The organism is Emticicia fluvialis, from assembly GCF_024793945.1.
GTDB lineage: Bacteria > Bacteroidota > Bacteroidia > Cytophagales > Spirosomataceae > Emticicia > Emticicia fluvialis.
In genome coordinates, this window is the sequence record NZ_JANUSD010000027.1 from 1 (window position 1) to 21,914 (window position 21,914).

Here is a 21,914-nt window from a genome sequence, read left to right on the forward strand (position 1 = left end):
TGCAAAACAGTGTCAAAATGAAAACCTATAAAACAAAAAACAGAAGCAACACGAAGGCTACTTCTGTCTAAAAAATGTATTTTTACTATTATTAATCCTGTATCGCTATTTTAGGACTAGTCAGATTTTTAATTGTACGAGTTAAATGATGCCTGCTTTTTTGCTTACTTTTTTTCAGGTAAAAAAAGTAAGAGCCAAGAAATAAGAAATGTCTTTGAACCAAGTATAAAGCAAAAATTATTAGAAGAAAAAGTAACAACTCAATAATAAGAAATGTCTTCGAGCTAAAGTCACTTCAAAGAAATAAGAAAACAATTAAAAGTAATACCCATACACATCCCAACCGAAATATCTATCTTTGCGGAAAAACCGGGCAGAGCGTACAGCCCGGCTGTTACATTCCAATTATTGTTGCATGAAAATTTCGTATAACTGGTTAAAGAGTCTGATTGATATTCAGGAATCGCCTGAAGAAATAGGTAAATTACTGACAGGAACAGGGCTGGAGGTAGAAGGAATTGAGGAGATAGAATCGGTAAAAGGTGGCCTGAAAGGCTTTGTGATTGGTGAGGTGCTCACCTGCGAGCCCTTTACCGTTAAAGAAAAACAACTGAGTTTAACCACAGTAGATATAGGCGCGGGCGAGGCGTCAACCATTGTGTGTGGAGCCGCCAACGTGCGCGCCGGACAAAAAGTGGTGGTGGCTACCCTGGGTACAACCATTTACTTTGCCGACGGCAAGTCTTTTACGATAGAAAAACGCAAGGTGTATGGGCATCCGTCAGAAGGCATGATATGTGCCGAAGACGAAATGGGCATTGGCACCTCGCATGACGGCATTCTGGTGCTGGATACCGACCTGCCCAATGGCACACCGGCGGCACTGTATTTCAAGATGGAGCCTGATTATCAGATTGAAATTGGCCTTACCCCCAACCGGGCCGACGCGGCCTCACATTTTGGTGTGGCGCGTGACTTGAAAGCCGTGCTGGGCCGTGAAGTAACTTTGCCATCGGTCGACAAATTTGCGGTGTCGGCTCAGAAAACAGACTTTACCGTTACCGTAGAAAACACCGAGGCTTGTCCACGTTTCTGCGGGCTGGAGATTCAGGGAGTAACCGTTCAGGAGTCGCCCGACTGGTTGAAAAAACGCCTGCTGGCTATCGGTCTGAACCCTATCAATAACATTGTCGACATCACCAATTATGTGTGCCATACGCTGGGGCAACCCATGCACGCCTTTGATGCCGACGAAGTGAAAGGCAAACAAATAATAGTGCGCGTGCCTGAAAAAGGCACCAAATTCGTTACGCTTGATGGCACCGAAAGAACCCTTTCTGGCCATGACCTGATGGTTTGCAATGCCGAAGAACCAATGGCGATTGCCGGGGTATTTGGCGGACAAAAATCGGGTATTAAGGCAGGCACTACTAATATTTTCTTAGAGGTTGCCTATTTCAGCCCGGTTTGGGTGCGTCGTACTGCCACTTTCCATGGGCTGAAAACCGATGCGTCTTTCAGATATGAACGTGGCACCGACCCGAACATGCCGCCTTTTGCCATTCGCTTCGCTGCCCTGCTGGTGCAGGAATTGGCCGGTGGAACCATTCTGGATGGTGTGATAGACCATTACCCCAAGCCGATTGAAAACCTTGAAATACAGGTAAAACATAAGCATATTAACCGTTTGATAGGTAAAAACCTGGACGACGACCTGATAAAAACCATATTGGAAAGCCTTGATATAAAAGTGCTGACCGACGATGCCTTTGAAATGACCGTCAGCGTGCCGCCCTACCGCGTAGATGTAACCCGCGAGGCCGACGTAATTGAAGAGATACTGCGCATTTATGGTTTCGATAACATTGAGCTTTCGGAGCATTTGCAGGCTGATTTCCTGTCGGGTTTCCCGGATAAAGATGCTGATAAACTGCAGATGCGCTTGATTGAGCTACTGGCAGCCAATGGTTTTAATGAGATTCAGACGCTTTCTATCACCAAACCGGCTTATAACGAGGCCATTCAAAGCCTTGCCAAAGGCGGACAGGTTACGTTATTGAACCCATTGAGCGAAGAGCTGTCGGTAATGCGCCAGAGCTTGTTGCTGACAGGTATGGAGTCGGTGGCGTATAACATTAACCGCCGCCAGAAAGACCTGAAACTGTTTGAGTTTGGTCGCGCTTACTTTACAAAACAGGAAGAAGGCCAAGACAAAAAATATAAAGAAAGTAAGCATCTGGGCTTGTGGTTGTCGGGCAATCAGCAGTCGGAGACCTGGTTGGCTGGTAGTAATCCTGTTACATTCCATGACATGGCGCTGGCTGTACAAAAAGTGCTAAAAGCCATGAAGGTTACTAAATTTGACACCCAGGACGCCAATTCTCCGGTGTTTCAGTATGGTTTAACCTACCTTATCAATAAAAAACCAGTGGTAAGCCTCGGGCTGGTGAAACCATCCATTGCCCGTTTGGCTGATGTGAAACAGGCGGTGTTCTATGCCGATTTCGACTGGGAGTACCTGTTGAAACAGTATTCAGAGAAGGTCAATTATGTAGAGATACCGAAGTTCCCCGAGGTACGCCGCGACTTGTCGCTGGTGATAGATTCTGCCACCAGTTTTGATCAGGTGTCGGCCATTGCCAATAAAACAGAGCGCAACCTGTTGAAAGCCGTAAACGTATTTGATATTTACGAAGGCGAAAAACTGGGCGAAGGCAAAAAATCATACTCGGTAAGTTTCATACTACTAGACAAAGACAAAACCTTAACCGACGAAGTAATCGACAAAACCATGCAACGCCTGATAGCCGCGTATGAGAAAGAGTTGAGCGCGGTGATAAGGAAGTAGTTTAAAAATATTAAACCCATTTTCTGCGTAGAGACAGGGCAATGCCCTGTCTCTATCGTTATACACACCCATCCTCAGGAGCGGATTAAGGATTTTACATTTACCACGGGGTAGCACAGAGTAATAAAAACACGGAGTTTCACAGAGGCACATTCTCTATGAAACTCCGTGCAAAACTTAGTGTTACTCCGTGGTTTTATATTAAAAAGTTCTGACCGAAACCAAGGTTTAATACACCATTCTCACCCATCCTCAGGAACTGATTAAGGATTCTATATTTACCACGGAGTAGCATAGAGTCTAAAAACACCGAGTTTCACAGAGGTTTATTCTCAGTGAAACTGCGTAAGGCAGAAAAATGATGCTTTAAATGACAATTGCTTCTTTTAACAGCAAATTTAAATTTAAGTATCATGCCCCCGGCAAGGTCTCCCCTCTACATAAGCTAAGCCATGCAAGGGCTCTCTGCCGGGGCAGAGATGGATTTTCTGGCAATAAATTTCTTCACCTTTCCATCACTATAAAAAAATAATTGCGGGGTCGCTCATGGTAAGTTTCCGAAAAACTTGTAACCGTCACCACCCGAAAGCCTTCTTCACTTTTCTCTTCAATATATCTTTCTGCTTCTGAATAGCCAACACTTACACGACTAATAGTTTTTCTCTGATTTGATTTATAAGTCTGCGACATCAACAATATCAGCAAAGCAAAAGCGGCCAGAATCAATAAATTCTTTCTCATGGTAGTATTTATTTTAAGTGATTAATAACTGAAATATATGAAATGGCAGCCCATTTAAAAAGAACACGAAAGCATTTTTATTCGCCGGCTCCCAGAAAACAATCCTGCATTACTTTCGTTTGTAATTATAATTAAATCAATCCGCCATGACCAGATTCGGTTCATTACTTCTCTTCACAACCCTCCTCGCCTGCAACACCCCAAACGATAAACCCGCCACCAAAAGTGCTGCGGAAATAACACCGGCTCAGCTGATAAGCCCCGGCCAGAGCATTGGTCAACTGAGCATTGGTATGCCTGCCGATAGCGCACTGGCAAGGCTCGGGCGGCCTGATGCCTCTGATGCCGCTATGGGCAGTGCGCTGATGGCCTGGTACGGCAAAGATGTGCACCACTACCGAACAGCGGTTTTTACCAGCATGAATATGGGCAACGAGAGTTTCCACCGTATTAAACGCATCATGGTTAGTTCGCCGTGGTTTAAAACGGCCGACGGACTGGGTGCAGGCACGCCGCTGGCGGTTCTGGCGCAGCAGTTCAGGTTAAAAAAGGTAGCAGATGCCGCCGCTTCCCAAAAGGGGTTGCTGGTGTACACGGCCGTTGGCAGGGGCATCAGCTTTGATATTGACAGCCTTACGCGCATCTGCAAGGCAGTAACGGTGCATCCGGCAGATGAGCAGGCGGCCGCCTATATTAATATGCATGAATAACCCGTTTACAAACAGGCCGTTACAGAAAAACCCGCCAATAAATACATAAAGAAATAGCCGTTTGGGGTATCAGGCATTTTATTTATGTGTATCTTTGGGGCTATGTTACAATTCAGGCAAATAGCGCTTGTGTTCCTTTCAGCGGCCGTAATGGTGAAGTCGCTGATTGTTCCGCTTATATGTCTCGACTACGAGTTCCGTAAGGATTTCATCATCAAAAACTATTGTATCAATAAAAATCGCCCCGAACTGCATTGCGACGGTAAGTGTTTTCTGGCCAGGAAAATCAATGCCGAAAACCAGAAAGAAGAGCAAAACGCATTGGGCAGCTTTATTGAAAAACTCATTGAAATAAATAGTGTAGGCACCCCGGGCACCTTTGTTTTTGACAACGAGGTTGAAATCATTCCCGCCGCCGTGCAAAACTATTTTGTTTCTATTCAGGCCACTGTCGACTTCTCCAGTGCCGTTTTTCATCCTCCGGTAGTCTGACACCCCCCTTCTCTGTTTTTTATCATTCCATGCCCGGTAAAACTGCCGGTGCTAACCTTTTTGTATTATATTATTTCTTAAAACATCCGTAAGCACGGTTGTGGAAGGCCTGCGCCTGCCCGGCCCGATGCTGTCTAATTATTCAGAAAAATGAAAAATCTCACATATCTTGTTATTGCCTTTTTTGTTGCTGTTTTTGTGGTGTCATGTCAGAAAGAAGATGACATCAACCCCAACGATAAAAACACCGTTACCCTTGAGTTTGACAACCGCGTGGGCGACCAGAAACTGGTGCTGGGTACTACTACTGCCAAAAATGCATTGAATCAGGACTTCACCATTACGCGCCTTAACTACTTTGTGTCAAACATCAGCCTTAAAAACGAAAACGGCTCGGTAGTAAAATTAACCGACAAGTATTTTCTGGTGAAACACGCAGACCCCACCTCATACCTTATTAAACTGGAGAACATTCCGGCGGGCAATTATACGTCGGTATCTTATGTAATTGGCGTAGACAGCCTGAAGTCGGTATCAGACGTGAGCCAGCGCAAAGGCGTGCTGGACCCCTCTTCTTACGGCGACGACAGCATGTATTGGTCGTGGAACTCGGGCTATATATTCTTTAAAATGGAGGGTAAGTCGACGGCCATACCAGCCAACATGATGAACATGACCGAGTTTCAGTTTCATGTGGGCGGCTTTGGCGGCATGACAGGCAAAACCCCCAACAACCTGCAAACCATTACCCTGCCTATGGCCGAGGCCGCTAAAGTAAGAGGCAATGTGGCACCGCAGATACATATCATTAATGATGTGCAGAAGGTGTTCAGCGCCGTAAACCAGATTAACTTAGCCACTACTTATATGGTACATGCGCCGTCGGCGGGTGCGGTTATAGCGCAGAACTACGCCAAAAGTTTTATGGTAGACCACGTTCATAACTGATGCCCCGCATGAAGCAAAGGTTTTATCTACTGGCTTTAAGCAGCCTTGTTTACCTGGGAGCCGCCTGTTCGGAAGGTGGCTCCGGGGTAATCAGGCCCGAAGAATGGTTTGCGGTTCCGGCCAATTTCCCGAAACCCGTCTATGATTTCTCGAAGAACCCCATTACCGCCGATGGCTTTGAGCTGGGCAAGGCGTTGTTTTTTGATGGCGATTTGTCGCGCGATGGTACCATTTCCTGTGCCGAATGCCACAGCCAGCCCTATGCGTTTACGCATCATGGGCATGACCTGAGCCACGGCATTGATAACCAGATTGGTATCAGAAATGCCCCACCGATACAGAACATGGCTTTTCAGCGGGAGTTTTTCTGGGATGGTGGCGTGTTTGACCTCGACCTGTTCTCAATTGCGCCCATTGAAAACCCCGTTGAAATGGATGAAAAACTGGGTAATGTGCTGAACAAACTACGCAAGAAAGACAAATATGCCAAGTTGTTCAGGAAAGCCTACGGCACGCCCGAAATTACCACAGAAAGGTTTCTGAAAGCCTTGTCGCAATTTATGCTCACGCTGGTTTCGGCCAATTCGCGGTATGATAAATATGTGCGAAAAGAACCGGGCGGCACCCTGACAGCCGACGAACTGGCCGGAATGGCCGTTTTTGAGCAGAAATGCGCCTCATGCCATGCGGGGTCGCTTTTTACAGACCAGTCGTATCGTAACAACGGGTTGCCGGTCTATAACCAGGAAGACACCGGGCGGCACCGTATTACCCAAACCGATGCCGACCGTTATACATTTAAAGTACCCAGCCTGCGCAACATTGCCGTAACGGCCCCTTACATGCACGACGGCCGCTTTTACAGCCTCGATGCCGTGCTGGAACATTACAGAAGCGGCATGGTAAATTCGGCCACGCTCGATGCCTCGCTGATGCAGAACAACGCGAAACCCGGCATAGCCATTACCGATACCGAAAAAGCGCAGCTAAAGGCGTTTCTGAAAACGCTCACCGATGACGATTTTCTGACCAATAAAAAATTTGGCATTTAAAACATACCGCTGCCAGACACCAACAGGCAGGCAGCAAAACGGACGTTAATGATGAAAAAACTATTGATACTGATACTACTGGCCAGCCAGTTACCTGCCTTTGCCTGCGATATTTGCGGCTGTGCCAATGGCAGTGCGTTTGTGGGTCTTTTGCCCAGGGCGGGGTCTCAGTTTGTGGGTTTAAGATACCGTAGCCGCGTTTTCGACTCTCACCTGAACAGCGTGATGCTGAAAACCCGCGAAACCTACCAGACCGCCGAATTATGGGGGAGGTTTTATCCGGTTAAAAATGTGCAGCTGATGGTATTTGTACCTTATAACAGCAACCACCAGGTGTTGCGGTACAGTGGCACCGAAGCTAACAAAAGCGGATTGGGCGACGCCATTGTGCTGGCGCACGTAAATGTGCTGAATACTTTTCTGGACACCACCAAAACCAGCCATATATACCAGAGCCTGATGATTGGCGGAGGTGTAAAACTGGCCACCGGAAAATTTGAATACGGCTATGATAACGAAATAAACCCTAATTTTCAGCTGGGTACGGGCAGCACCGATTTTCTGCTCAGCGCCATACACACCATTAAAATGCACGGCTGGGGGTTGAATACCGAAATAGGCGGCCGCATAGCCACCCGCAGCAACGAGCATTACCGGTTTGGCAACCGCATCAATGGCTCGCTGACGCTTTTTTATGCTAAAAACTGGGGGATGTTCTCTGTTATGCCCAATGCCGGGGCGCTGGTTGATTACGGTTTCCACGACCTGAAAGAGGGCGTGCGCAATACCGAAACCGGTGGGGTGTCTACCCTGGCACACGCAGGCCTGGAAACCTACTACAAACGTTACAGCGCCGGGGTGTCTTACAAGATGCCGGTTTATCAGAACCTGGGCGGTGGCGAACTGAAAGCCCTGCCGCAGTTCAGCGTGCATCTGATGGTTAATTTCTGAGGCTCGGGCTTAAAAGCCCTTCAGGTTTGCGGTTTACCTGCCTGCCAGCGTGGTTTATAAACAAGTTTTTGTTAATTTGAGCCGGAAATATTCAACCTGAAATTTTAAACCATGAACCGCAGAGATTTTTTTGAAGCAAGCGTAGGGGGAGGCATAATGCTGGGCAGCATACAGTCGGTAGCGGCTCAGACACAGGCCCCGGCTGCTGCCAGCCTGAAACTGAAAATACTGGCCACCAACTGGGGCTTTGCCGGAAGCACAGATGCCTTTTGTGCCGCCGCAAAAAAAGAGGGGTACGATGGCATTGAAGTCTGGTGGCCTAATGAAAAGAAAGACCAGCAGGAGTTGTTCAACGCCCTTGCCAAACACCAGCTTGAAGTAGGCTTTTTGTGTGGCGGCCACCAGAAAGACCCGAAAGAACATCTGGAGACCTTCAAAAAGGCCGTTAATGCCGCGGTGGCGTCGCCGGTTCGGCCTTTGTATATCAACTGCCACAGCGGGCGAGACTATTTCAACTACGAGCAGAACAAACTTTTTATTGACCATACCACGGAGGCATCGCAGAAAAGCGGCATTAAACTTCTGCACGAAACCCACCGTGGGCGTATGCTCTTTGCAGCACATATAGCCCACAATTTTATTGAGAAAAACCCGGCCTTGCGCCTGACGCTGGACATTTCTCACTGGTGCAATGTGCATGAAACCCTGCTGGAAGACCAGGCCGAAGCCGTGCAGGCAGCTTTGGCAAAGGCAGACCATATCCATTCGCGCATCGGGCATCAGGAAGGGCCACAGGTAAACGACCCACGCGCGCCCGAGTGGGAAAACGCCGTAAAAGCGCACCTGGCCTGGTGGGATAAAGTGGTAGAATACAAAGTGAAATCAGGCGAGGTACTGACGATACTGACGGAATTTGGCCCGCCGAATTACCTGCCAACCCTACCCTACACCCGCCAGCCGCTGGCCGACCAATGGGGCATTAATGTCCACATGATGCATTGGCTGCGGAAGCGGTATTTGGGGTGAACACGCGCTTGTGTAGAGACAGGGCAATGATCTGTATCTACCAATAATCTATTTTTACTTTCTTTACGGGTCTATCAGATTCAAAGGCCAAAAATGAACGAAAACGATACCAAACGCTTATCGCGCCTCACCGCAACTTTAACCATGCTGCAAACCAAGCGTTTGCTGACAGCTACTGAGCTGGCTGCCAGGTTTTCGGTGAGTGTACGAACCATTTACCGTGATATGCGCGCTTTGGAAGAAGCAGGCGTGCCTATTATTACGGAAGAAGGCAAGGGGTACTCGTTGATGGAAGATTACCGCATACCACCCATTATGTTTACCGAGAACCAGGCCAATGCCCTGATATTGGCCGAACAGCTGGTGCTGAAAAACAACGACACCACTTTTATTAAAGATTATACCGGGGCCATAGATAAAATAAAGGCCGTATTGCGCACCAGCCAGAAAGACAAGGCCAATCTGCTGACTGCCCGGACACGTTTCGACCAGATTGTTTACCGGGAAAGAAACAGCAGTGTGTTATCGGACCTGCAGTATGCACTCACTAATTTTTATCTGGCAAGTATAGAATATACCAACGAGGCTCAGGAGACATCTACACGGCTCATTGAGCCTTTTGCGCTGGTAAGCACCCGCGAAAACTGGCTGCTGATTGCCTGGTGCCGGCTACGGAAAAACTTCCGATATTTCCGCCTCGACCGAATCAATAAACTGGAAGTGCTGACCGAACAGTTTAAGCCTCACCCAATGACATTGCAGGAATTTTTTGAAAAATTTCAATAAGCCCTCCCACCCCTGACATAAGGTTGTCTTTGGGCGATGATAGTTTTGCATCATCATCCAAAAAAACAAAAACTTATGATCAGTCAATTATCAAATCTCAACTGGCTCGGTGTAGCCATCGCTTTTGTAGTATATTGTGTTTTAGGCGGCTTATGGTTTACCATGATTTTTGTTAAACCCTACAAAGCCTCGTTAGGCAAAGCCAACGAAACCCTGCCCAATGCACCAATTTTTATAGTAGGGCCCATGATTTGCACGCTGGTTATAACGCTCACAAGTGCCATTCTGATTAAAGCGCTTAATATAACCACACTCAGCGGTGGTTTTGAGTTCGCTTTATTAGCGGGTTTTGGGTATCTGGCAGCCAATACGATTAACATTGCCGTCAACCCCAATATTCCCCACCCTATTTTGTATGGGTTTATCAGCAGCGCGTATCATCTGGTTTGTATCACGTTGGCAAGTGTTATACTGGTGCTTATGCCCTAATCTTTTAGCCATTAGCCTGCCCAAAGTGCGCGCTAATGGCTTTTTTTATTGGTTCTGATACTGAAACAAACAAAAAGTGAATCTTTGCAGGGTATCAAAAGGTGTAAAATGCTCGGTTTTGATACATTTAACAGGGCGCAGAAACGCGCTGAAAAGCGCAGTCAGTTCATCGGCCGAATACCGGCAAATATCTAAGCCGCTGCATTTTCTGGGGCCGTCTTCGGCAAAGGTGGCAAGCAGCACATACGCGCCGGGGTTGAGCGATTGAGCCAGATTTTCAATATAATGTTGTCGGGCGGTGGTGTCGGTCAGGAAATGAAACGTTGCCCTGTCGTGCCAGAAATCATATTTGCGGGGGGCAACAAAATTTCCGGCATCGGCCGTTATATACTGAATGCGCTGTTCTTTGTGGCCCAGCCTTGTACTGGTTTTTTGTAGTGCCGCTGCTGAAATATCAACCAGTGTTATGTCTTCATACCCCTGCGCCAGCAGGTAATCAACCAGGCGGCTTTCGCCTGCGCCCATGTCTAATATGGCTGCCTGTTTAGGCAGGTTTAATGTTTCCAGTAATTCAATGGAGGTGGCGGGTACAGGCTGAAACCAGCTTACTTCTTCAAAATTTTTGCTGGCATATACCTCTTCCCAATGGGTTTGCAGGTGCGTGTTCATGGTCTGGCTTGTTTGGTGGCCTTTTCAGCTTAACAATTTCTTATAAACGTATAGTTCATACCGGGGTAGGTTGTGCCTGCTGCTGAGCGGGTTTCTGACTGACAAAAATCATTATTTATTATCTTTTCAGGTTCTAAATTGCTTCCGGATTACAAATTTGTATTTTTGTAATACCAATGCGTTGCAAGCAATAAACACACCTGAAAAAGCAATTTTTTTAAACAATTTACATATACCTTTTTATGAAACCTACACACATTTTATGCATTGTTTTATGCTTGTTTGCTACGAGTATCTACGCCCAAGACATTATTTTCATGAAAAACGGCGAAGAAATAAAAGCCAAAGTAAAAGAAGTAAAAGACAAGGAAATCAGTTATCTGAAATTCGACAATCTGAGCGGCCCTACCTACACCAAGCTGAAAAGTGAAGTGGTGATGATTAAATATGAAAACGGCCAGAAAGATATTTTCGGCGACCAGAAAGTGCAAACCGCCGAAAGTTATGTTGAAACCAGTGCCGTTTCTGTATCGCCAGTGGGTAATGCAACAGCCTATACCTACGAAAAAGGGATGGCCGACGCACTGACTTATTATAACGGCGAAAACAGCGGTAAAACAGGTACCCTGCTTACGTCTTTGTTAATTAATGGTTTGGTTGGGCTTATTCCGGCTGTTGCGTGTAGTTCAACCACACCGAAGGTCAAGAATCTGGGCATACCCAATATGGAAGCCTACCAAAAAAACCCCGACTACGCCAGAGGATACCAAACACAGGCAAAAAAGATAAAATCAAAAAAAATCTGGAAAAACTGGGGTATCGGTACCGCCATTTCAACGCTTGTTATTATTATAGCTTCTAATGCCAATTAATAGATATTAAAACGCGGGTGCAAGCCACTTCAGCTGGTGGCTTGCACCCGCCCTTATTAAACTTCTTTCGCTGCTTTCCTCATTATCTGCCACCGCTGGTCTTTCATTCTCCTTCGCCATTTGGCTACCATACATAATTACTTCATGTTTCTATATTAATAATTATTGAACGGTGGTATTTATCTGAATCATTTACCGAATAATAAGTATATCTACGTATATGCTAAAAAAATGAAAATGTTTTCTAATTTCGGTGCAACAATTCAGACAGAAACTTTTTAAGCACTTAAAAGCCATTAAAAGCAAAGTTCATTAAAAAAAGCTGTTTGCGAATATTGGTTTCTTACCATTAAAAACTGGTAAAGCTGTGCAGAAATCTAAACATGAAAACTAATTATGAATACAACTACCAACGTTACCAGCGGCCAATACGTATTGGCTCCGCAACCCGGCGTTATCGCGGTTCTCACACTCATGTCAGGCACGCTTACGCTTGAAGGCAGTACCGAATCGTCTACCAGTTTACAAGTACCCAATACAAACAATCAGAATACATTTACTGTTACCAATGGTAGCGCTTATGCAGAAGGAGTCATCAACATAACTTATTCAATAAAGGGTATTAGCAACCCGCAAACAGCCGAATGCCACATCAATTTTTTTCTTGGTACCACCCAATGGGAGCAGGATTCCTCCGGCTCATTCCCACTTGATAATACCACCATATTACCTGCCAAATCGAGCGGACCGCTACCAACCAATTTTCCGGTGGTACCGCCAACAAGCGGAGGTTCTTCGGGCGTTGACTCGCTCTATCAGGTGCTTAACCCTGCTATGGTTTTTCTGGTAGATTATCGCCCCGAACACCAAACCATGTTGTTCAGAGGTAACACACCCTTTGCCGCACCAACCGCTGATAACGGGCAGCAGGCGGTCGATTTCGGTAGTTTGCATACTTACATGGAAAACCAATACATAAGCCAGACGGGCAATACTGATTTTCCGGCGCAAGGGAGTTATACCTTAAGAGATGTATGCCTGCAAAGCCAGGAAAGCGAGGGGCAATCTATATTATGGGAGCTGGAGTCGTTTGGCGGCACCTCATTAAATCAGTTAAATACAAAAACGTGGGTGCCTGCAGATAATTCATCAAACACCACACAAAACCAGATGTGTAACTGGCAGATTGAGCCACATACACAACCAGGTAATGATGTATTCGATTGGGATTCAGTAAAACAACTTAGCGATTGGATGTGTCCGAAAGACCCCAACACCAATTTTTATATTTACTACATACATTGTGCCAGCGGACACGACAGAACCGGCATTGTGGCCTCGGCCTATATGATAGTCAACAGGGGGCTTTCATTAAATCATTCTTTAATATATGGCACCACCTTGGCCAAGCAAAGCGCTACCAGCGGCCAGGTGTATGCCGACTGCCAGGATTTAGACGGCACCAATAAGGGCAACATTGACCCTGACCGCTCAAGGCTGATGATGATTGCAGGCATCTACGACCAGACTGTGCTTAACATTTATAATTCGCAGAATAATCCTGACCCGGCGGTTACGCAGTTACCCGCAGAAGCGATGAGTACCGACCCCGCTTATGTTTATTCAACCTATCCGTGGGATTAAGCGCGGACAGCGTATACTGAAAAACGTTAGTAAAAAACATAGCTGAACCTTCATCTTTTGCCCGTTGTTAAGGGCTACTCTAAAAACCAGAAACAGGGTTCCGGGCGTACGAAGGAGTACTTGTAACAAACGGAACCCTGCATCACCTACCCAATAAAACCAAGCATAGCGCGGCGCGCTGTTTATCAGCGCTGTTCTATTGCCTGAATGACCGATGCACGCTTACATCTGATGTAAGCAGTTGCTTTCTGAAAACACCGTGGTTTTCAGCAGGGTTGCCTATGCCAAAGATTTTCAACAATGAGTAAAAAATAGAATACCAAAGCGGTTCTGAAAAGGGCTGACCACCCCATTGTGACAAAAAAAGAGACCCGAAACTACCCAAACGGGGGCGAAAACCGAAAAGCCATACGAGTAGGTATTCAATCTAAAATAACAATTAACAATGAGAATTTTATCCGCTTTCTATGGTTCTTGCAATATCAACGCCGTAGATGTAACTCCACAAGTACAAACCATTGTAAACAAGGCCGTTGGAACAGCCTCAATTTTAGTTAATCCCGGAACATTCAACATTCCGGATCCTGACTTTGGTACAAGAAAATCGCTTACCATTACTTTTACTTATGGTATCCCGTCTGTTATATTAAAAAAATCGGCGGTAGATGGTACAACCATTACACTTGATCTGGTACCCAATCATTTCGAAATTGTGTCGGCTTACTATGGCACCACAGCCGTCTATTATGACATTACAAAAGCCTTGCAGATTTTCACGCTTGAATCAGTTGCTAATTCAAAACTCGTGGTAGGAAGCGTTCCATTCTATAACCAGTTTACCTATGGATATGACATCGCCTCCGGCGTACCCAAAACGCTGACGGTTTCATTCTTCAAACCGGGTAGCAGCAGAATGATTACGGTGTGTGCCAATGACGGGCAGACACTTGATTTTAACAGGGCGTTTTAAGAGCCCATCAGATTGCGTACAGGGGGGGTGTAACCACACCCCTCTTGTTTTTTACCAGACGCCAACGAATCATTTAAACTCAATATATATGGAAACGAAACAATTAAACACACTAATTGACAGAATAGCCGGGAACCTGAAACACAAAGCCGGGCAATTGGAAGAACTTGTAAAAAAATACATTCAAAAGGCCGGACAGAAAAGCGAACGGGTGAGGAACGCGGCGGCGCAGATACAGCAGGATAACCTGATAAGTGTGATACCTCCGGAAGGGATATTGATAGATAAACCGGGAAACTACCAGTTTGCGAAAACTATTACGTGGATACCCGGGCAACAGGCAACAGCCATTGCCATTGATATTATTGCCGATGACGTAACCCTTGACCTGCAGGGGTACAGCCTCGTTGCCGTGCCTGTTATAAATACCAATAGTGTTATCGGAATCAACATTACAGGCAATCATGTAACCATAAAAAATGGCGTGCTGGTTGATATGTTGCTGCACGGCATCTCGGCCTCGCTTTGCACTAACCTGACCATAAGCGGTGTTGCCGTGCAAGGCTCTGAATACAGCTACCTGGGCAACGACCCGTTCGTAACTGCCTCGGGCATTTACATTGAGCTGTCAGAAAACATTACCCTGCAAAACTGCCAGGTAAGCGGAGCCAACGTTACTGCGCCTGCTTATGCGGGTATTCAATTATCTGTATCAACCCATGCCCGGGTTACTGATTGCCAGACAAGCCATCTGATAAATAATGACGGTACCGTTACAGGTTTTAGTTATGTAGGCTCTGAACAAATAGGCACGGTAAACTGCCTGGCTACCAAGTTCCGCTCGTATTATCAGGGAAAAACAACTACTTTTGGCCACACTGTTTTAGGCTTTTTACCAACCGCCTGCAAAAACCTGACATACGAAAACTGTACGGCTATCAGCCTGAGGGGGTGCTGCGATGATTGCCATGGGATGTCGATTTTTGAATCAGATGATATTAAAGTTACAGGCTTTAGCGCCATTGGTATTGTAGACGGCGACTGCCCCACTAACACGGGTGCCAAAGCCACCGGGCTGGAAGTGTATGGCAACAACATTACCATACAATACAGCCAGGTGCAAAACATCTTTGCTATTGTGCCGCAAGACAAACAGAGTTGCGGTTTCAGCGCGGCAGGAAATAACATCACGTTTGAAGCATGCGTGGCCTATAACGTATTTGTTTTTGACGAAAACAGAAACCTAACCAAAAACGCTGCTAAATATGGCTATGGTATCGGCTTTGGATGGGCGCCAGACCCCCGCCAACCTTTTGTAGGCATGAATGCCGTCAATACGGTTTACAATAACTGCGGTGCCATTTTCTGCCAGGTTGGGTTTGATACCTGGAATCATATCGGCGGACAATGGAATAACTGTTCGGTGGAAGACTGCCTCACGGCTGTGTTGCAGGAAGATGGCGGCCAAAGGATTTTCACGATGGATAAGTGTTCTGAACTCCCCTCCAATATGACAAGCCCCATGACAATTATTAACTATGCGGCCAATAATACCTTTAATCCGCCAATCAGCAGTCAGTAATATGGGGCGTGAAACCGCAGTTAAGCATACAATAAAAATGAATCTGTTAGCAGGTAGAGGCAAGGCTTTATCTTTACCTGCTAACCCTTCCTTCAAGCTACCTTACCTCAGTACCAGATCTGCTCCTTTTTCGGCTATCATGTAAACTGGGGCATTGGTGTTGCCCGATACGATGGTGGGCATAATGCTGGCGTCTATTACCCGCAGGTTTTCTACGCCTTTTACACGCAGCTGGTCGTCGACCACTGCCATTTCATCCGTACCCATTTTGCAGGTGCCAACAGGGTGATACACCGTCTCCAGTTGTTTTTTAATGTGCAGCATGATGCCATCGTCTGAGGTGCTGTCGGGCGGGGTAATCAACCGGTCGCGGTAAGCATCAAAGGCTTTGGCGTTCATTACCTCAATGGCTTTTCTGGTGGCTTTCAGCAGGGTCATTGCGTCTTGCTCTTCAGATAAGAAATTGGGCTGAATAAGCGGTGCATCGGCAGGGTTATTGCTTCTTAAACCCACATACCCTCTGCTTTTGGGGCGCAGCAAGGTGGGCAGAATGGTGTAGCCATCATTGTGCGGATAGGTTGACACATCATACATATCTACCGTGTAATCATCGCCCGTTTGCACGGCTGCAAAATGAAACTGGTAATCAACCCTATCCGGGCTGTCATCTGTCATGCCAAAGGCCACCGCCTCAAGAGGCCCGATGGTCATCACGCCCTTTTTCAGCAACAGATATTGCGCCAGCGCCTTTGCCTGATTCAGCAGCGACAAATGGTGATTTTGCCCCCATTGCTGGCGAGACAACGCCGTAACACCCATAAAGAGATGGTCTTGCAGGTTTTTACCTACGCCGGGCAGCTCTTTTTTGCAGGCAATGCCTGCTTTTTTTAGTTCATGTTTGTCACCCACACCAGACAACATCAGTAATTGCGGAGAATTGAACGACCCTGCCGAAAGGATTACTTCACGGGTAGCCAGTATTTTTTCCGTATTGTTTCGGCCGCGTATTACCTCTACACCAATGGCTTTGTCGTTTTCTATCAATACCTGTTTCACAAGGGTATGGGTGTACACCGTCAGATTCGGGCGTTTCATGGCCGGTTTCAGAAATGCCCCTACGCCACTGTGCCTGCGTGCCTCTTTAATGGTAAACTGCATGAACGACACCCCCTCCTGCCGCTCGCCGTTATAATCTTTGTTGTCGGCAAAACCGTTTTCAATGCAGGCCTCCACAAAGGCATCGGTAAAGCGGGTTCTGTATTGCGTAGCAAAGGTGACGTTCAATGGCCCGCCCTGACCATGATAGAAATTTTTGATTTGCTCGTTATGCTCCGACTTCCGGAAATACGGAAGAATTTCTTCGTAGCTCCACCCCTCGTTGCCCGCATCAGCCCAGTCGTTATAGTCTTCCCTGTTGCCACGCACATACGCCATCGCATTGGTAGAGCTGCAACCACCCAGCGTTTTGCCGCGCGGCAGGTAAATGCGGCGGTTCAGCACGTGCGCCTGCGGCTCAGAATAATAGCCCCAGTCGACCTCCGTGCGGTGCAGTTTGGCGTATCCGGCCGGAATATGTATCTCGGGTTTCTTGTCGGGCCCACCTGCTTCAATCAGCAAGACCCGATGGGCAGGGTTCTCTGACAGGCGGTTAGCCAGCACACATCCGGCCGAGCCGGCACCGATAATGATGTAGTCGTAGGTCATGGTTTGAATAGATAGCAGGTTAAAACAATGAAGATAAGGTGGTTTTGCAGAGCAATTTAATAAATTCTGAAAGAAAATCAGCGCGCGGGGAAGTATTATTCCAGTTAGTGTATACGAATTTAAGTGGAAGATAAAATTGAAAGGATTAACCATTGATTCTGCATTGAATAAAAGAGACAACCCAAATTGCCAAAACCAGAAATGATGTTAATTTGCAAATGGATGATGGTAATGATTAAAAAATAGATTTGGCAGACAAATGCCTCACCGTTTTAGGTTAACACCCGTGGTAGAGACAGGGCAATGCCCTGTCTCTACGCGTTGGATAAAGAATCCACCACCGCGACAGAGTCCCTTTTCTGGGCAGTGGCTTGCGCACTCAGGAGACTACCGGAACAATAAACTAAAGAAATGACAGTTGAAGAATTTCTTGAAAAATTTAAATTGATTAAATTAATATATGGAGGAAGAAAATGAAACTCGCGAAAATTGGGAGAATTATAAAAAAGGCCAACAAACTTTATATCGGCAAAGAAATGAATTACTAATGGATGAAAAATTCAAAGATTTAGCCTTTGAATTTTTTAATAATCCTTCAGAAAGATGGCATTTTCTTTCATTTTGTTGCAGCTTGATACATTTTGAAGATCAAGAGTTTATTAAAATCTTCATTAATGAAATTACTGAAGCCGCATTACTTGATAATCCAACAGGCTTGATGATTGCTCGATTTGTACTAAAGAAACTAGACAATAATTGGTTAAAAGCAAATTTGGATGCAATAATTAATAAAATACTTAATGAAATAGATTCGGAATCAGAGCAAGAATGGGCATATAGTAGAACAGCTGACTTACTATATTATTTAGGATTTGACTATATGTTAAAAGCATTTCTGGAGAAGTGCAAAATTCATACAAATCCAGAGATTAATTCTATTGTTGACTTTTATTCCAATGATTAACAATCTACATTATTAACATTATTTTTGAGAGAAATACAGGTAATCTATTCTTTAGTAAATAAATATGGAAAATATTCTAAGACTATTTCATTTTACGATTGAGTTATTAAAGTTAAGAGGCATAAAGCACGAATTTACAAGTTTCGATTCGGGTGCAATAATGCTAGATATCTGGCATAATGAAAAGTTTTATGTTATCCAATTCGATGTTGATGGTTACATTGGCGTTTCTGAAGTCAACAATGATAATATGGGCTTTGATACTATCCCTGATGAGAAGTTCTATGATGAAATAAAATATAAAAACAAACTGGAAAGTATGTTGATGAGCGAGAACCGCTAAGAAGGTATGTGGGCAAAAGTAGGTGGTATAGTTAAAGATTCTGCAAAAGGAAAAGGAAATTTCGATTTGAGAAGTGGGACTTATGATGAAGCAATGACAGCTTGTAAGTCTTGGGTCGGTGATGGATATCGTTTTACTAGCGATGGTAAAGCACTTGTGAGTGCAGATGAATTGCGTATTTTTAGACCACCTTCTTTTAAACCTAAGTCAGGGAAACACAAGCCAATTTTGAATGGAAAACAGTTGCAGGTTGACAACCTCTAGGAAATGGTCATTTAGACATTATTAATCCATAAGTTAAAATTTACATGAGAGCAGTATTGAAAGAATTATATACTATTGATATGATGCAATTATTAAAAGATTTTAAACCTGCTGTTTATAACAATTTTGGTATTTGGATAAGACTAATTGTAGGAGAAGAAAAAACAGGCGGCGAGGAAAGCTTTGATATTAAACTTTGTACTCCTCAATGGCTAATAGAAAACCATCAGGATTCTGATATTATTTTTGGACGACATCATTTAATTGTTTTTGAATACAACTATTCGAAAATTTATAATAAACTAAAAAAGCACATTGAAAATATCCATGGTGACACTTGGGGAGAAATTGGGACGAAAGTAGGCAGAATTGGATATTGGGAATTTGAAGATTATCAAGAGTATCGTTAATCGATTTAAAGTCAGTCAGAAGAAAAACCCTTTTAAATATTGAACCAGGCAATTAGTGATTAAGGTGGATACTCTATCAATAAAAAGCAAGTAGTTAATGGATATTATAGTTGTAGGAGTTTATAATGAACAAGATGCCAATATAATTGAAGAAATGGCATCGGCTAATGGACTCAAAGTAGTTTGGGACCATAAGCGATATAATATAGAAGCGGAAATAGGAATCGTCGAGTTGAAAAAATACTATACGTTATATGAAACAGGAATACTTATTGAAGGTAACTATGTTGAGGGTGATACCTTTTATTCGTATCCAGTTATATATGAGGTTTCTGATTATTTTATTGCTAGAGAATGGGACAATAAAAGTCGTGAACAACCGAAGTTATTTAATTTTTTTGATACTTTGAGTATAAGCAATATTCAGAAAATGATAATTGGATTTGCTGATGAATGGGATGAAAACACGACAGTCAAAATTGAGAAATTAAGTTATAAAGAATTGAAAAGCAGGCTATATAGTCCTTATGTATGGTGTTTTGGATATGAAAATCTACGAACAAACTCTGTAATCAGAGACGATTTTCATCCATTAGTTTTGGAGTTAGAAAAAGAATTAGATTAGCGAAAAAGCAATCGTACTAATTGCTTTCCGTTGCTATGGCAGTTGATGAAGCCGCTGTGCCTAAAGCGGCAGTAAATGCAAATGTCCCTTTGTCGGGCGGTGGTGTATGTACATAGGAAAGTCTGTTAGAATAATATATGGCGTACAAATCAATTAGCTCCAAAATATGTTTCATCCTGTCACTAGTAGAGGTGCAATGCTTGCGGCTTTGCGAAACCTACACCCTGATGACGCGGTGGTTGAAGATATTGAAAGTCTCATTAAAATTTTAAAGCAAGATGGAGTTTTTGATAGTGCTGCAAAAAGTAATTTGATTAATATGGCAAAACAGACACAATTATCATTTTCAAATGTGTTTAATAGTAATAATATATTAAGTAAAATAAACTGGGATATTAAATAATACAAATATGGAAAAAGACTGGATTGAATCAGTAGACAAGCTTGTTAGGAATAGATTTCTGCAATCTGATCAAGAATATGACGAATTTATGGAAGGTTTAGATGTAACTGGAAAATATCTGTTTTCAAAAGGTAGGATTGACAATCTTTCGGAATTTATAGCAGCTATTATTAAAGTTTTTGATAATGAGAATATTGTGGCCGATTACATTGCGTCAGTAGAAGACCTAATTTTTGCATTAGTGGAATACGGTTATACCAGTAATTTAGGATTATTAAGTATTTTAATAGATAATTTAGGCTATTTTGTCACTAACGCAGAGGAATGGGGAGGTGAAATTTTTAAGAAATTATTCTATATGATAGAAATAGAAAATGAAGGGAGTCTTGAAAATATTTCATCCATTTTGAATAATAAAGACGAAAAAACAAGGAAGATGTTAAAAAAATTCATCTTGAATAGAGATTTTGAATCTTCTTCAAAAGAAAAGAAAATATTCGCTGACAAGTGTTTGGCTATCTTATCTTAATGGATATAAAAATATAAACTGTCTAAATCCAACAGATGCTCTTGGGATTGAACTCTTTAAGAGAAGTATGCTAAAAAAATACATAATTTAGTAAGATATCAAGACTGTTCTACTGGGTTAAGTACTAATAAATTCTAACTATCAACCCTAAACAAACACCAATTACCAACACACCCCCACTGTGATATTTAAAAGAGAAAAACCTATAAAATGAGGCATAACTACAAACCTATTTTTAAAATCTGGGCTTTGCTGTTGTTAGTATGCGGCTTTACGTTGGCGGCTTAGGCCAGCGATGACGGGCCGGGTATAAAAAATATATGCGATTGATTTATTACTAATAATCTAATGATGATAGTTAATGAAGTAAACAAATTTGAGGAACATTTTAAAATTCAATTACCTACTAATTACAAAAATTTCATGATAGAAACTGGGGGTAATGGAAAATCGTTTGAATTCTATACATTTGAAATTGATTATAATGGTATACTTACGGAATTTGGATTTATAGACTTTGAATCATTAATTGATGTTTGGATAGGTACAGAAAGCTTATGGGAGTTTATTCCTGAAAATATCGATGAAAAAAACATATTTGTAAAGGATGCAGACTGCTTTGTAAGAATTACTTGGGATGTAAGTGCTTGTGCTATTTTACTTGGAGTAAAAAAAGAATACTATGGTAAAGTTTATCTTCTCGATAAAGAACCCCTCGAACCAACAATGGAGTTGAGAAAATTTATAATAGCAAATTCCTTTGGAGAGTTGACTAGTCCTAAAATAGCGATACAGGATTAATAATAGTAAAAATACATTTTTTAGACAGAAGTAGCCTTCGTGTTGCTTCTGTTTTTTGTTTTATAGGTTTTCATTTTGACACTGTTTTGCA

At 43.8% G+C, this 21,914-nt stretch carries 24 protein-coding genes; 21 read left to right on the top strand and 3 right to left on the bottom strand.

Annotated features, from left to right (window positions below; genetic code table 11):
* The first annotated feature begins 415 nt into the window (after positions 1 to 415).
* Entirely contained in the window at positions 416 to 2,848 is a 2,433-nt protein-coding gene (gene pheT / locus NZ848_RS21060; RefSeq protein WP_259017156.1) for a phenylalanine--tRNA ligase subunit beta, read from the top strand.
* 504 nt (positions 2,849 to 3,352) lie between these two features.
* Here the strand turns inward: pheT and NZ848_RS21065 are convergent.
* Complete coding sequence (locus NZ848_RS21065; RefSeq protein WP_259017157.1) at positions 3,353 to 3,589, bottom strand: hypothetical protein; 237 nt, start codon at positions 3,587 to 3,589, stop codon at positions 3,353 to 3,355.
* A gap of 146 nt (positions 3,590 to 3,735) precedes the next feature.
* Between NZ848_RS21065 and NZ848_RS21070 the strand changes: the two genes are divergently transcribed.
* The 8 genes from NZ848_RS21070 (at position 3,736) to NZ848_RS21105 (ending at position 10,043) form a co-directional block, all read left to right on the top strand.
* The gene (locus tag NZ848_RS21070; protein ID WP_259017158.1) at positions 3,736 to 4,299 is read left to right on the top strand and encodes a hypothetical protein; all 564 of its coding nucleotides are present in this window, start codon (positions 3,736 to 3,738) and stop codon (positions 4,297 to 4,299) included.
* 102 nt (positions 4,300 to 4,401) lie between these two features.
* The gene (locus NZ848_RS21075) at positions 4,402 to 4,791 is read left to right on the top strand and encodes a hypothetical protein (protein ID WP_253523237.1); all 390 of its coding nucleotides are present in this window, start codon (positions 4,402 to 4,404) and stop codon (positions 4,789 to 4,791) included.
* Positions 4,792 to 4,941: 150 nt separating this feature from the next.
* On the top strand, positions 4,942 to 5,739 hold the full coding sequence (locus NZ848_RS21080; protein ID WP_101726233.1) for an MbnP family protein: 798 nt from the start codon (positions 4,942 to 4,944) through the stop codon (positions 5,737 to 5,739).
* An 8-nt stretch (positions 5,740 to 5,747) separates the two neighbouring features.
* On the top strand, positions 5,748 to 6,791 hold the full coding sequence (locus tag NZ848_RS21085) for a cytochrome-c peroxidase (protein ID WP_259017159.1): 1,044 nt from the start codon (positions 5,748 to 5,750) through the stop codon (positions 6,789 to 6,791).
* Positions 6,792 to 6,839: 48 nt separating this feature from the next.
* Positions 6,840 to 7,742, top strand: a complete 903-nt coding sequence (locus NZ848_RS21090; protein ID WP_259017160.1) for a hypothetical protein — start codon at positions 6,840 to 6,842, stop codon at positions 7,740 to 7,742.
* 111 nt (positions 7,743 to 7,853) lie between these two features.
* Positions 7,854 to 8,768, top strand: a complete 915-nt coding sequence (locus tag NZ848_RS21095) for a sugar phosphate isomerase/epimerase family protein (RefSeq protein WP_259017161.1) — start codon at positions 7,854 to 7,856, stop codon at positions 8,766 to 8,768.
* A gap of 93 nt (positions 8,769 to 8,861) precedes the next feature.
* Positions 8,862 to 9,554, top strand: a complete 693-nt coding sequence (locus NZ848_RS21100) for a helix-turn-helix transcriptional regulator (protein ID WP_259017162.1) — start codon at positions 8,862 to 8,864, stop codon at positions 9,552 to 9,554.
* Between the two features lie 75 nt (positions 9,555 to 9,629).
* The gene (locus tag NZ848_RS21105; protein ID WP_259017163.1) at positions 9,630 to 10,043 is read left to right on the top strand and encodes a DUF1761 domain-containing protein; all 414 of its coding nucleotides are present in this window, start codon (positions 9,630 to 9,632) and stop codon (positions 10,041 to 10,043) included.
* Positions 10,044 to 10,088: 45 nt separating this feature from the next.
* Here the strand turns inward: NZ848_RS21105 and NZ848_RS21110 are convergent, their stop codons facing one another.
* Entirely contained in the window at positions 10,089 to 10,712 is a 624-nt protein-coding gene (locus NZ848_RS21110) for a class I SAM-dependent methyltransferase (protein ID WP_259017164.1), read from the bottom strand.
* Positions 10,713 to 11,029: 317 nt separating this feature from the next.
* Between NZ848_RS21110 and NZ848_RS21115 the strand changes: the two genes are divergently transcribed.
* The 4 genes from NZ848_RS21115 to NZ848_RS21130 all read left to right on the top strand — a co-directional run bounded on the left by NZ848_RS21115 (position 11,030) and on the right by NZ848_RS21130 (position 15,780).
* Positions 11,030 to 11,584: a hypothetical protein gene (locus tag NZ848_RS21115; RefSeq protein WP_259017165.1), complete on the top strand. Its 555-nt coding sequence runs from the start codon at positions 11,030 to 11,032 to the stop codon at positions 11,582 to 11,584.
* A 396-nt stretch (positions 11,585 to 11,980) separates the two neighbouring features.
* A complete protein-coding gene (locus NZ848_RS21120) occupies positions 11,981 to 13,228 on the top strand; it encodes a hypothetical protein (protein WP_259017166.1) in 1,248 nt (415 codons plus the stop codon).
* Positions 13,229 to 13,673: 445 nt separating this feature from the next.
* Positions 13,674 to 14,198 (top strand): hypothetical protein, encoded by a 525-nt coding sequence (locus tag NZ848_RS21125; RefSeq protein ID WP_259017167.1) that lies wholly within the window; start codon positions 13,674 to 13,676, stop codon positions 14,196 to 14,198.
* An 88-nt stretch (positions 14,199 to 14,286) separates the two neighbouring features.
* Positions 14,287 to 15,780 carry a hypothetical protein gene (locus NZ848_RS21130; RefSeq protein ID WP_259017168.1) on the top strand — a complete coding sequence of 498 codons (1,494 nt, stop codon included), beginning with the start codon at positions 14,287 to 14,289 and terminating at the stop codon, positions 15,778 to 15,780.
* A 102-nt stretch (positions 15,781 to 15,882) separates the two neighbouring features.
* Here NZ848_RS21130 and NZ848_RS21135 read toward each other — a convergent pair whose 3' ends face one another.
* A complete protein-coding gene (locus NZ848_RS21135; protein WP_259017169.1) occupies positions 15,883 to 17,484 on the bottom strand; it encodes a GMC family oxidoreductase in 1,602 nt (533 codons plus the stop codon).
* 460 nt (positions 17,485 to 17,944) lie between these two features.
* Between NZ848_RS21135 and NZ848_RS21140 the strand changes: the two genes are divergently transcribed.
* The 8 genes from NZ848_RS21140 (at position 17,945) to NZ848_RS21175 (ending at position 21,823) form a co-directional block, all read left to right on the top strand.
* Complete coding sequence (locus tag NZ848_RS21140; protein WP_259017170.1) at positions 17,945 to 18,448, top strand: hypothetical protein; 504 nt, start codon at positions 17,945 to 17,947, stop codon at positions 18,446 to 18,448.
* Between the two features lie 64 nt (positions 18,449 to 18,512).
* Positions 18,513 to 18,791: a hypothetical protein gene (locus NZ848_RS21145; RefSeq protein ID WP_259017171.1), complete on the top strand. Its 279-nt coding sequence runs from the start codon at positions 18,513 to 18,515 to the stop codon at positions 18,789 to 18,791.
* A 6-nt stretch (positions 18,792 to 18,797) separates the two neighbouring features.
* Positions 18,798 to 19,055, top strand: a complete 258-nt coding sequence (locus NZ848_RS21150; RefSeq protein ID WP_259017172.1) for a hypothetical protein — start codon at positions 18,798 to 18,800, stop codon at positions 19,053 to 19,055.
* Between the two features lie 44 nt (positions 19,056 to 19,099).
* Positions 19,100 to 19,465, top strand: coding sequence for an immunity 8 family protein (locus tag NZ848_RS21155; protein WP_253523319.1), 366 nt, complete (start codon positions 19,100 to 19,102; stop codon positions 19,463 to 19,465).
* 97 nt (positions 19,466 to 19,562) lie between these two features.
* Entirely contained in the window at positions 19,563 to 20,090 is a 528-nt protein-coding gene (locus tag NZ848_RS21160) for a hypothetical protein (protein WP_259017173.1), read from the top strand.
* A 166-nt stretch (positions 20,091 to 20,256) separates the two neighbouring features.
* Positions 20,257 to 20,493, top strand: a complete 237-nt coding sequence (locus tag NZ848_RS21165) for a hypothetical protein (protein WP_259017174.1) — start codon at positions 20,257 to 20,259, stop codon at positions 20,491 to 20,493.
* A gap of 7 nt (positions 20,494 to 20,500) precedes the next feature.
* Positions 20,501 to 21,022: a hypothetical protein gene (locus NZ848_RS21170; protein ID WP_259017175.1), complete on the top strand. Its 522-nt coding sequence runs from the start codon at positions 20,501 to 20,503 to the stop codon at positions 21,020 to 21,022.
* Between the two features lie 348 nt (positions 21,023 to 21,370).
* On the top strand, positions 21,371 to 21,823 hold the full coding sequence (locus tag NZ848_RS21175; RefSeq protein ID WP_259017176.1) for an SMI1/KNR4 family protein: 453 nt from the start codon (positions 21,371 to 21,373) through the stop codon (positions 21,821 to 21,823).
* The last annotated feature ends 91 nt before the right edge of the window (positions 21,824 to 21,914 follow it).

Excerpts from the sequence above, each read along its gene's own strand:
- NZ848_RS21135 (WP_259017169.1), bottom strand. The coding sequence starts at position 17,484 with ATGACCTACGACTACATCATTATCGGTGCCGGCTCGGCCGGATGTGTG.
- NZ848_RS21175 (WP_259017176.1), top strand. The coding sequence starts at position 21,371 with ATGATGATAGTTAATGAAGTAAACAAATTTGAGGAACATTTTAAAATT.
- NZ848_RS21150 (WP_259017172.1), top strand. The coding sequence starts at position 18,798 with ATGTGGGCAAAAGTAGGTGGTATAGTTAAAGATTCTGCAAAAGGAAAA.
- NZ848_RS21070 (WP_259017158.1), top strand. The coding sequence starts at position 3,736 with ATGACCAGATTCGGTTCATTACTTCTCTTCACAACCCTCCTCGCCTGC.
- NZ848_RS21085 (WP_259017159.1), top strand. The coding sequence starts at position 5,748 with ATGAAGCAAAGGTTTTATCTACTGGCTTTAAGCAGCCTTGTTTACCTG.
- NZ848_RS21075 (WP_253523237.1), top strand. The coding sequence starts at position 4,402 with ATGTTACAATTCAGGCAAATAGCGCTTGTGTTCCTTTCAGCGGCCGTA.
- NZ848_RS21080 (WP_101726233.1), top strand. The coding sequence starts at position 4,942 with ATGAAAAATCTCACATATCTTGTTATTGCCTTTTTTGTTGCTGTTTTT.
- NZ848_RS21100 (WP_259017162.1), top strand. The coding sequence starts at position 8,862 with ATGAACGAAAACGATACCAAACGCTTATCGCGCCTCACCGCAACTTTA.
- NZ848_RS21145 (WP_259017171.1), top strand. The coding sequence starts at position 18,513 with ATGGAAAATATTCTAAGACTATTTCATTTTACGATTGAGTTATTAAAG.
- NZ848_RS21155 (WP_253523319.1), top strand. The coding sequence starts at position 19,100 with ATGAGAGCAGTATTGAAAGAATTATATACTATTGATATGATGCAATTA.
- NZ848_RS21105 (WP_259017163.1), top strand. The coding sequence starts at position 9,630 with ATGATCAGTCAATTATCAAATCTCAACTGGCTCGGTGTAGCCATCGCT.
- pheT (WP_259017156.1), top strand. The coding sequence starts at position 416 with ATGAAAATTTCGTATAACTGGTTAAAGAGTCTGATTGATATTCAGGAA.
- NZ848_RS21130 (WP_259017168.1), top strand. The coding sequence starts at position 14,287 with ATGGAAACGAAACAATTAAACACACTAATTGACAGAATAGCCGGGAAC.
- NZ848_RS21140 (WP_259017170.1), top strand. The coding sequence starts at position 17,945 with ATGGAGGAAGAAAATGAAACTCGCGAAAATTGGGAGAATTATAAAAAA.
- NZ848_RS21110 (WP_259017164.1), bottom strand. The coding sequence starts at position 10,712 with ATGAACACGCACCTGCAAACCCATTGGGAAGAGGTATATGCCAGCAAA.
- NZ848_RS21095 (WP_259017161.1), top strand. The coding sequence starts at position 7,854 with ATGAACCGCAGAGATTTTTTTGAAGCAAGCGTAGGGGGAGGCATAATG.
- NZ848_RS21115 (WP_259017165.1), top strand. The coding sequence starts at position 11,030 with ATGAAAAACGGCGAAGAAATAAAAGCCAAAGTAAAAGAAGTAAAAGAC.
- NZ848_RS21090 (WP_259017160.1), top strand. The coding sequence starts at position 6,840 with ATGATGAAAAAACTATTGATACTGATACTACTGGCCAGCCAGTTACCT.
- NZ848_RS21170 (WP_259017175.1), top strand. The coding sequence starts at position 20,501 with ATGGAAAAAGACTGGATTGAATCAGTAGACAAGCTTGTTAGGAATAGA.
- NZ848_RS21120 (WP_259017166.1), top strand. The coding sequence starts at position 11,981 with ATGAATACAACTACCAACGTTACCAGCGGCCAATACGTATTGGCTCCG.
- NZ848_RS21065 (WP_259017157.1), bottom strand. The coding sequence starts at position 3,589 with ATGAGAAAGAATTTATTGATTCTGGCCGCTTTTGCTTTGCTGATATTG.
- NZ848_RS21125 (WP_259017167.1), top strand. The coding sequence starts at position 13,674 with ATGAGAATTTTATCCGCTTTCTATGGTTCTTGCAATATCAACGCCGTA.
- NZ848_RS21165 (WP_259017174.1), top strand. The coding sequence starts at position 20,257 with ATGTTTCATCCTGTCACTAGTAGAGGTGCAATGCTTGCGGCTTTGCGA.
- NZ848_RS21160 (WP_259017173.1), top strand. The coding sequence starts at position 19,563 with ATGGATATTATAGTTGTAGGAGTTTATAATGAACAAGATGCCAATATA.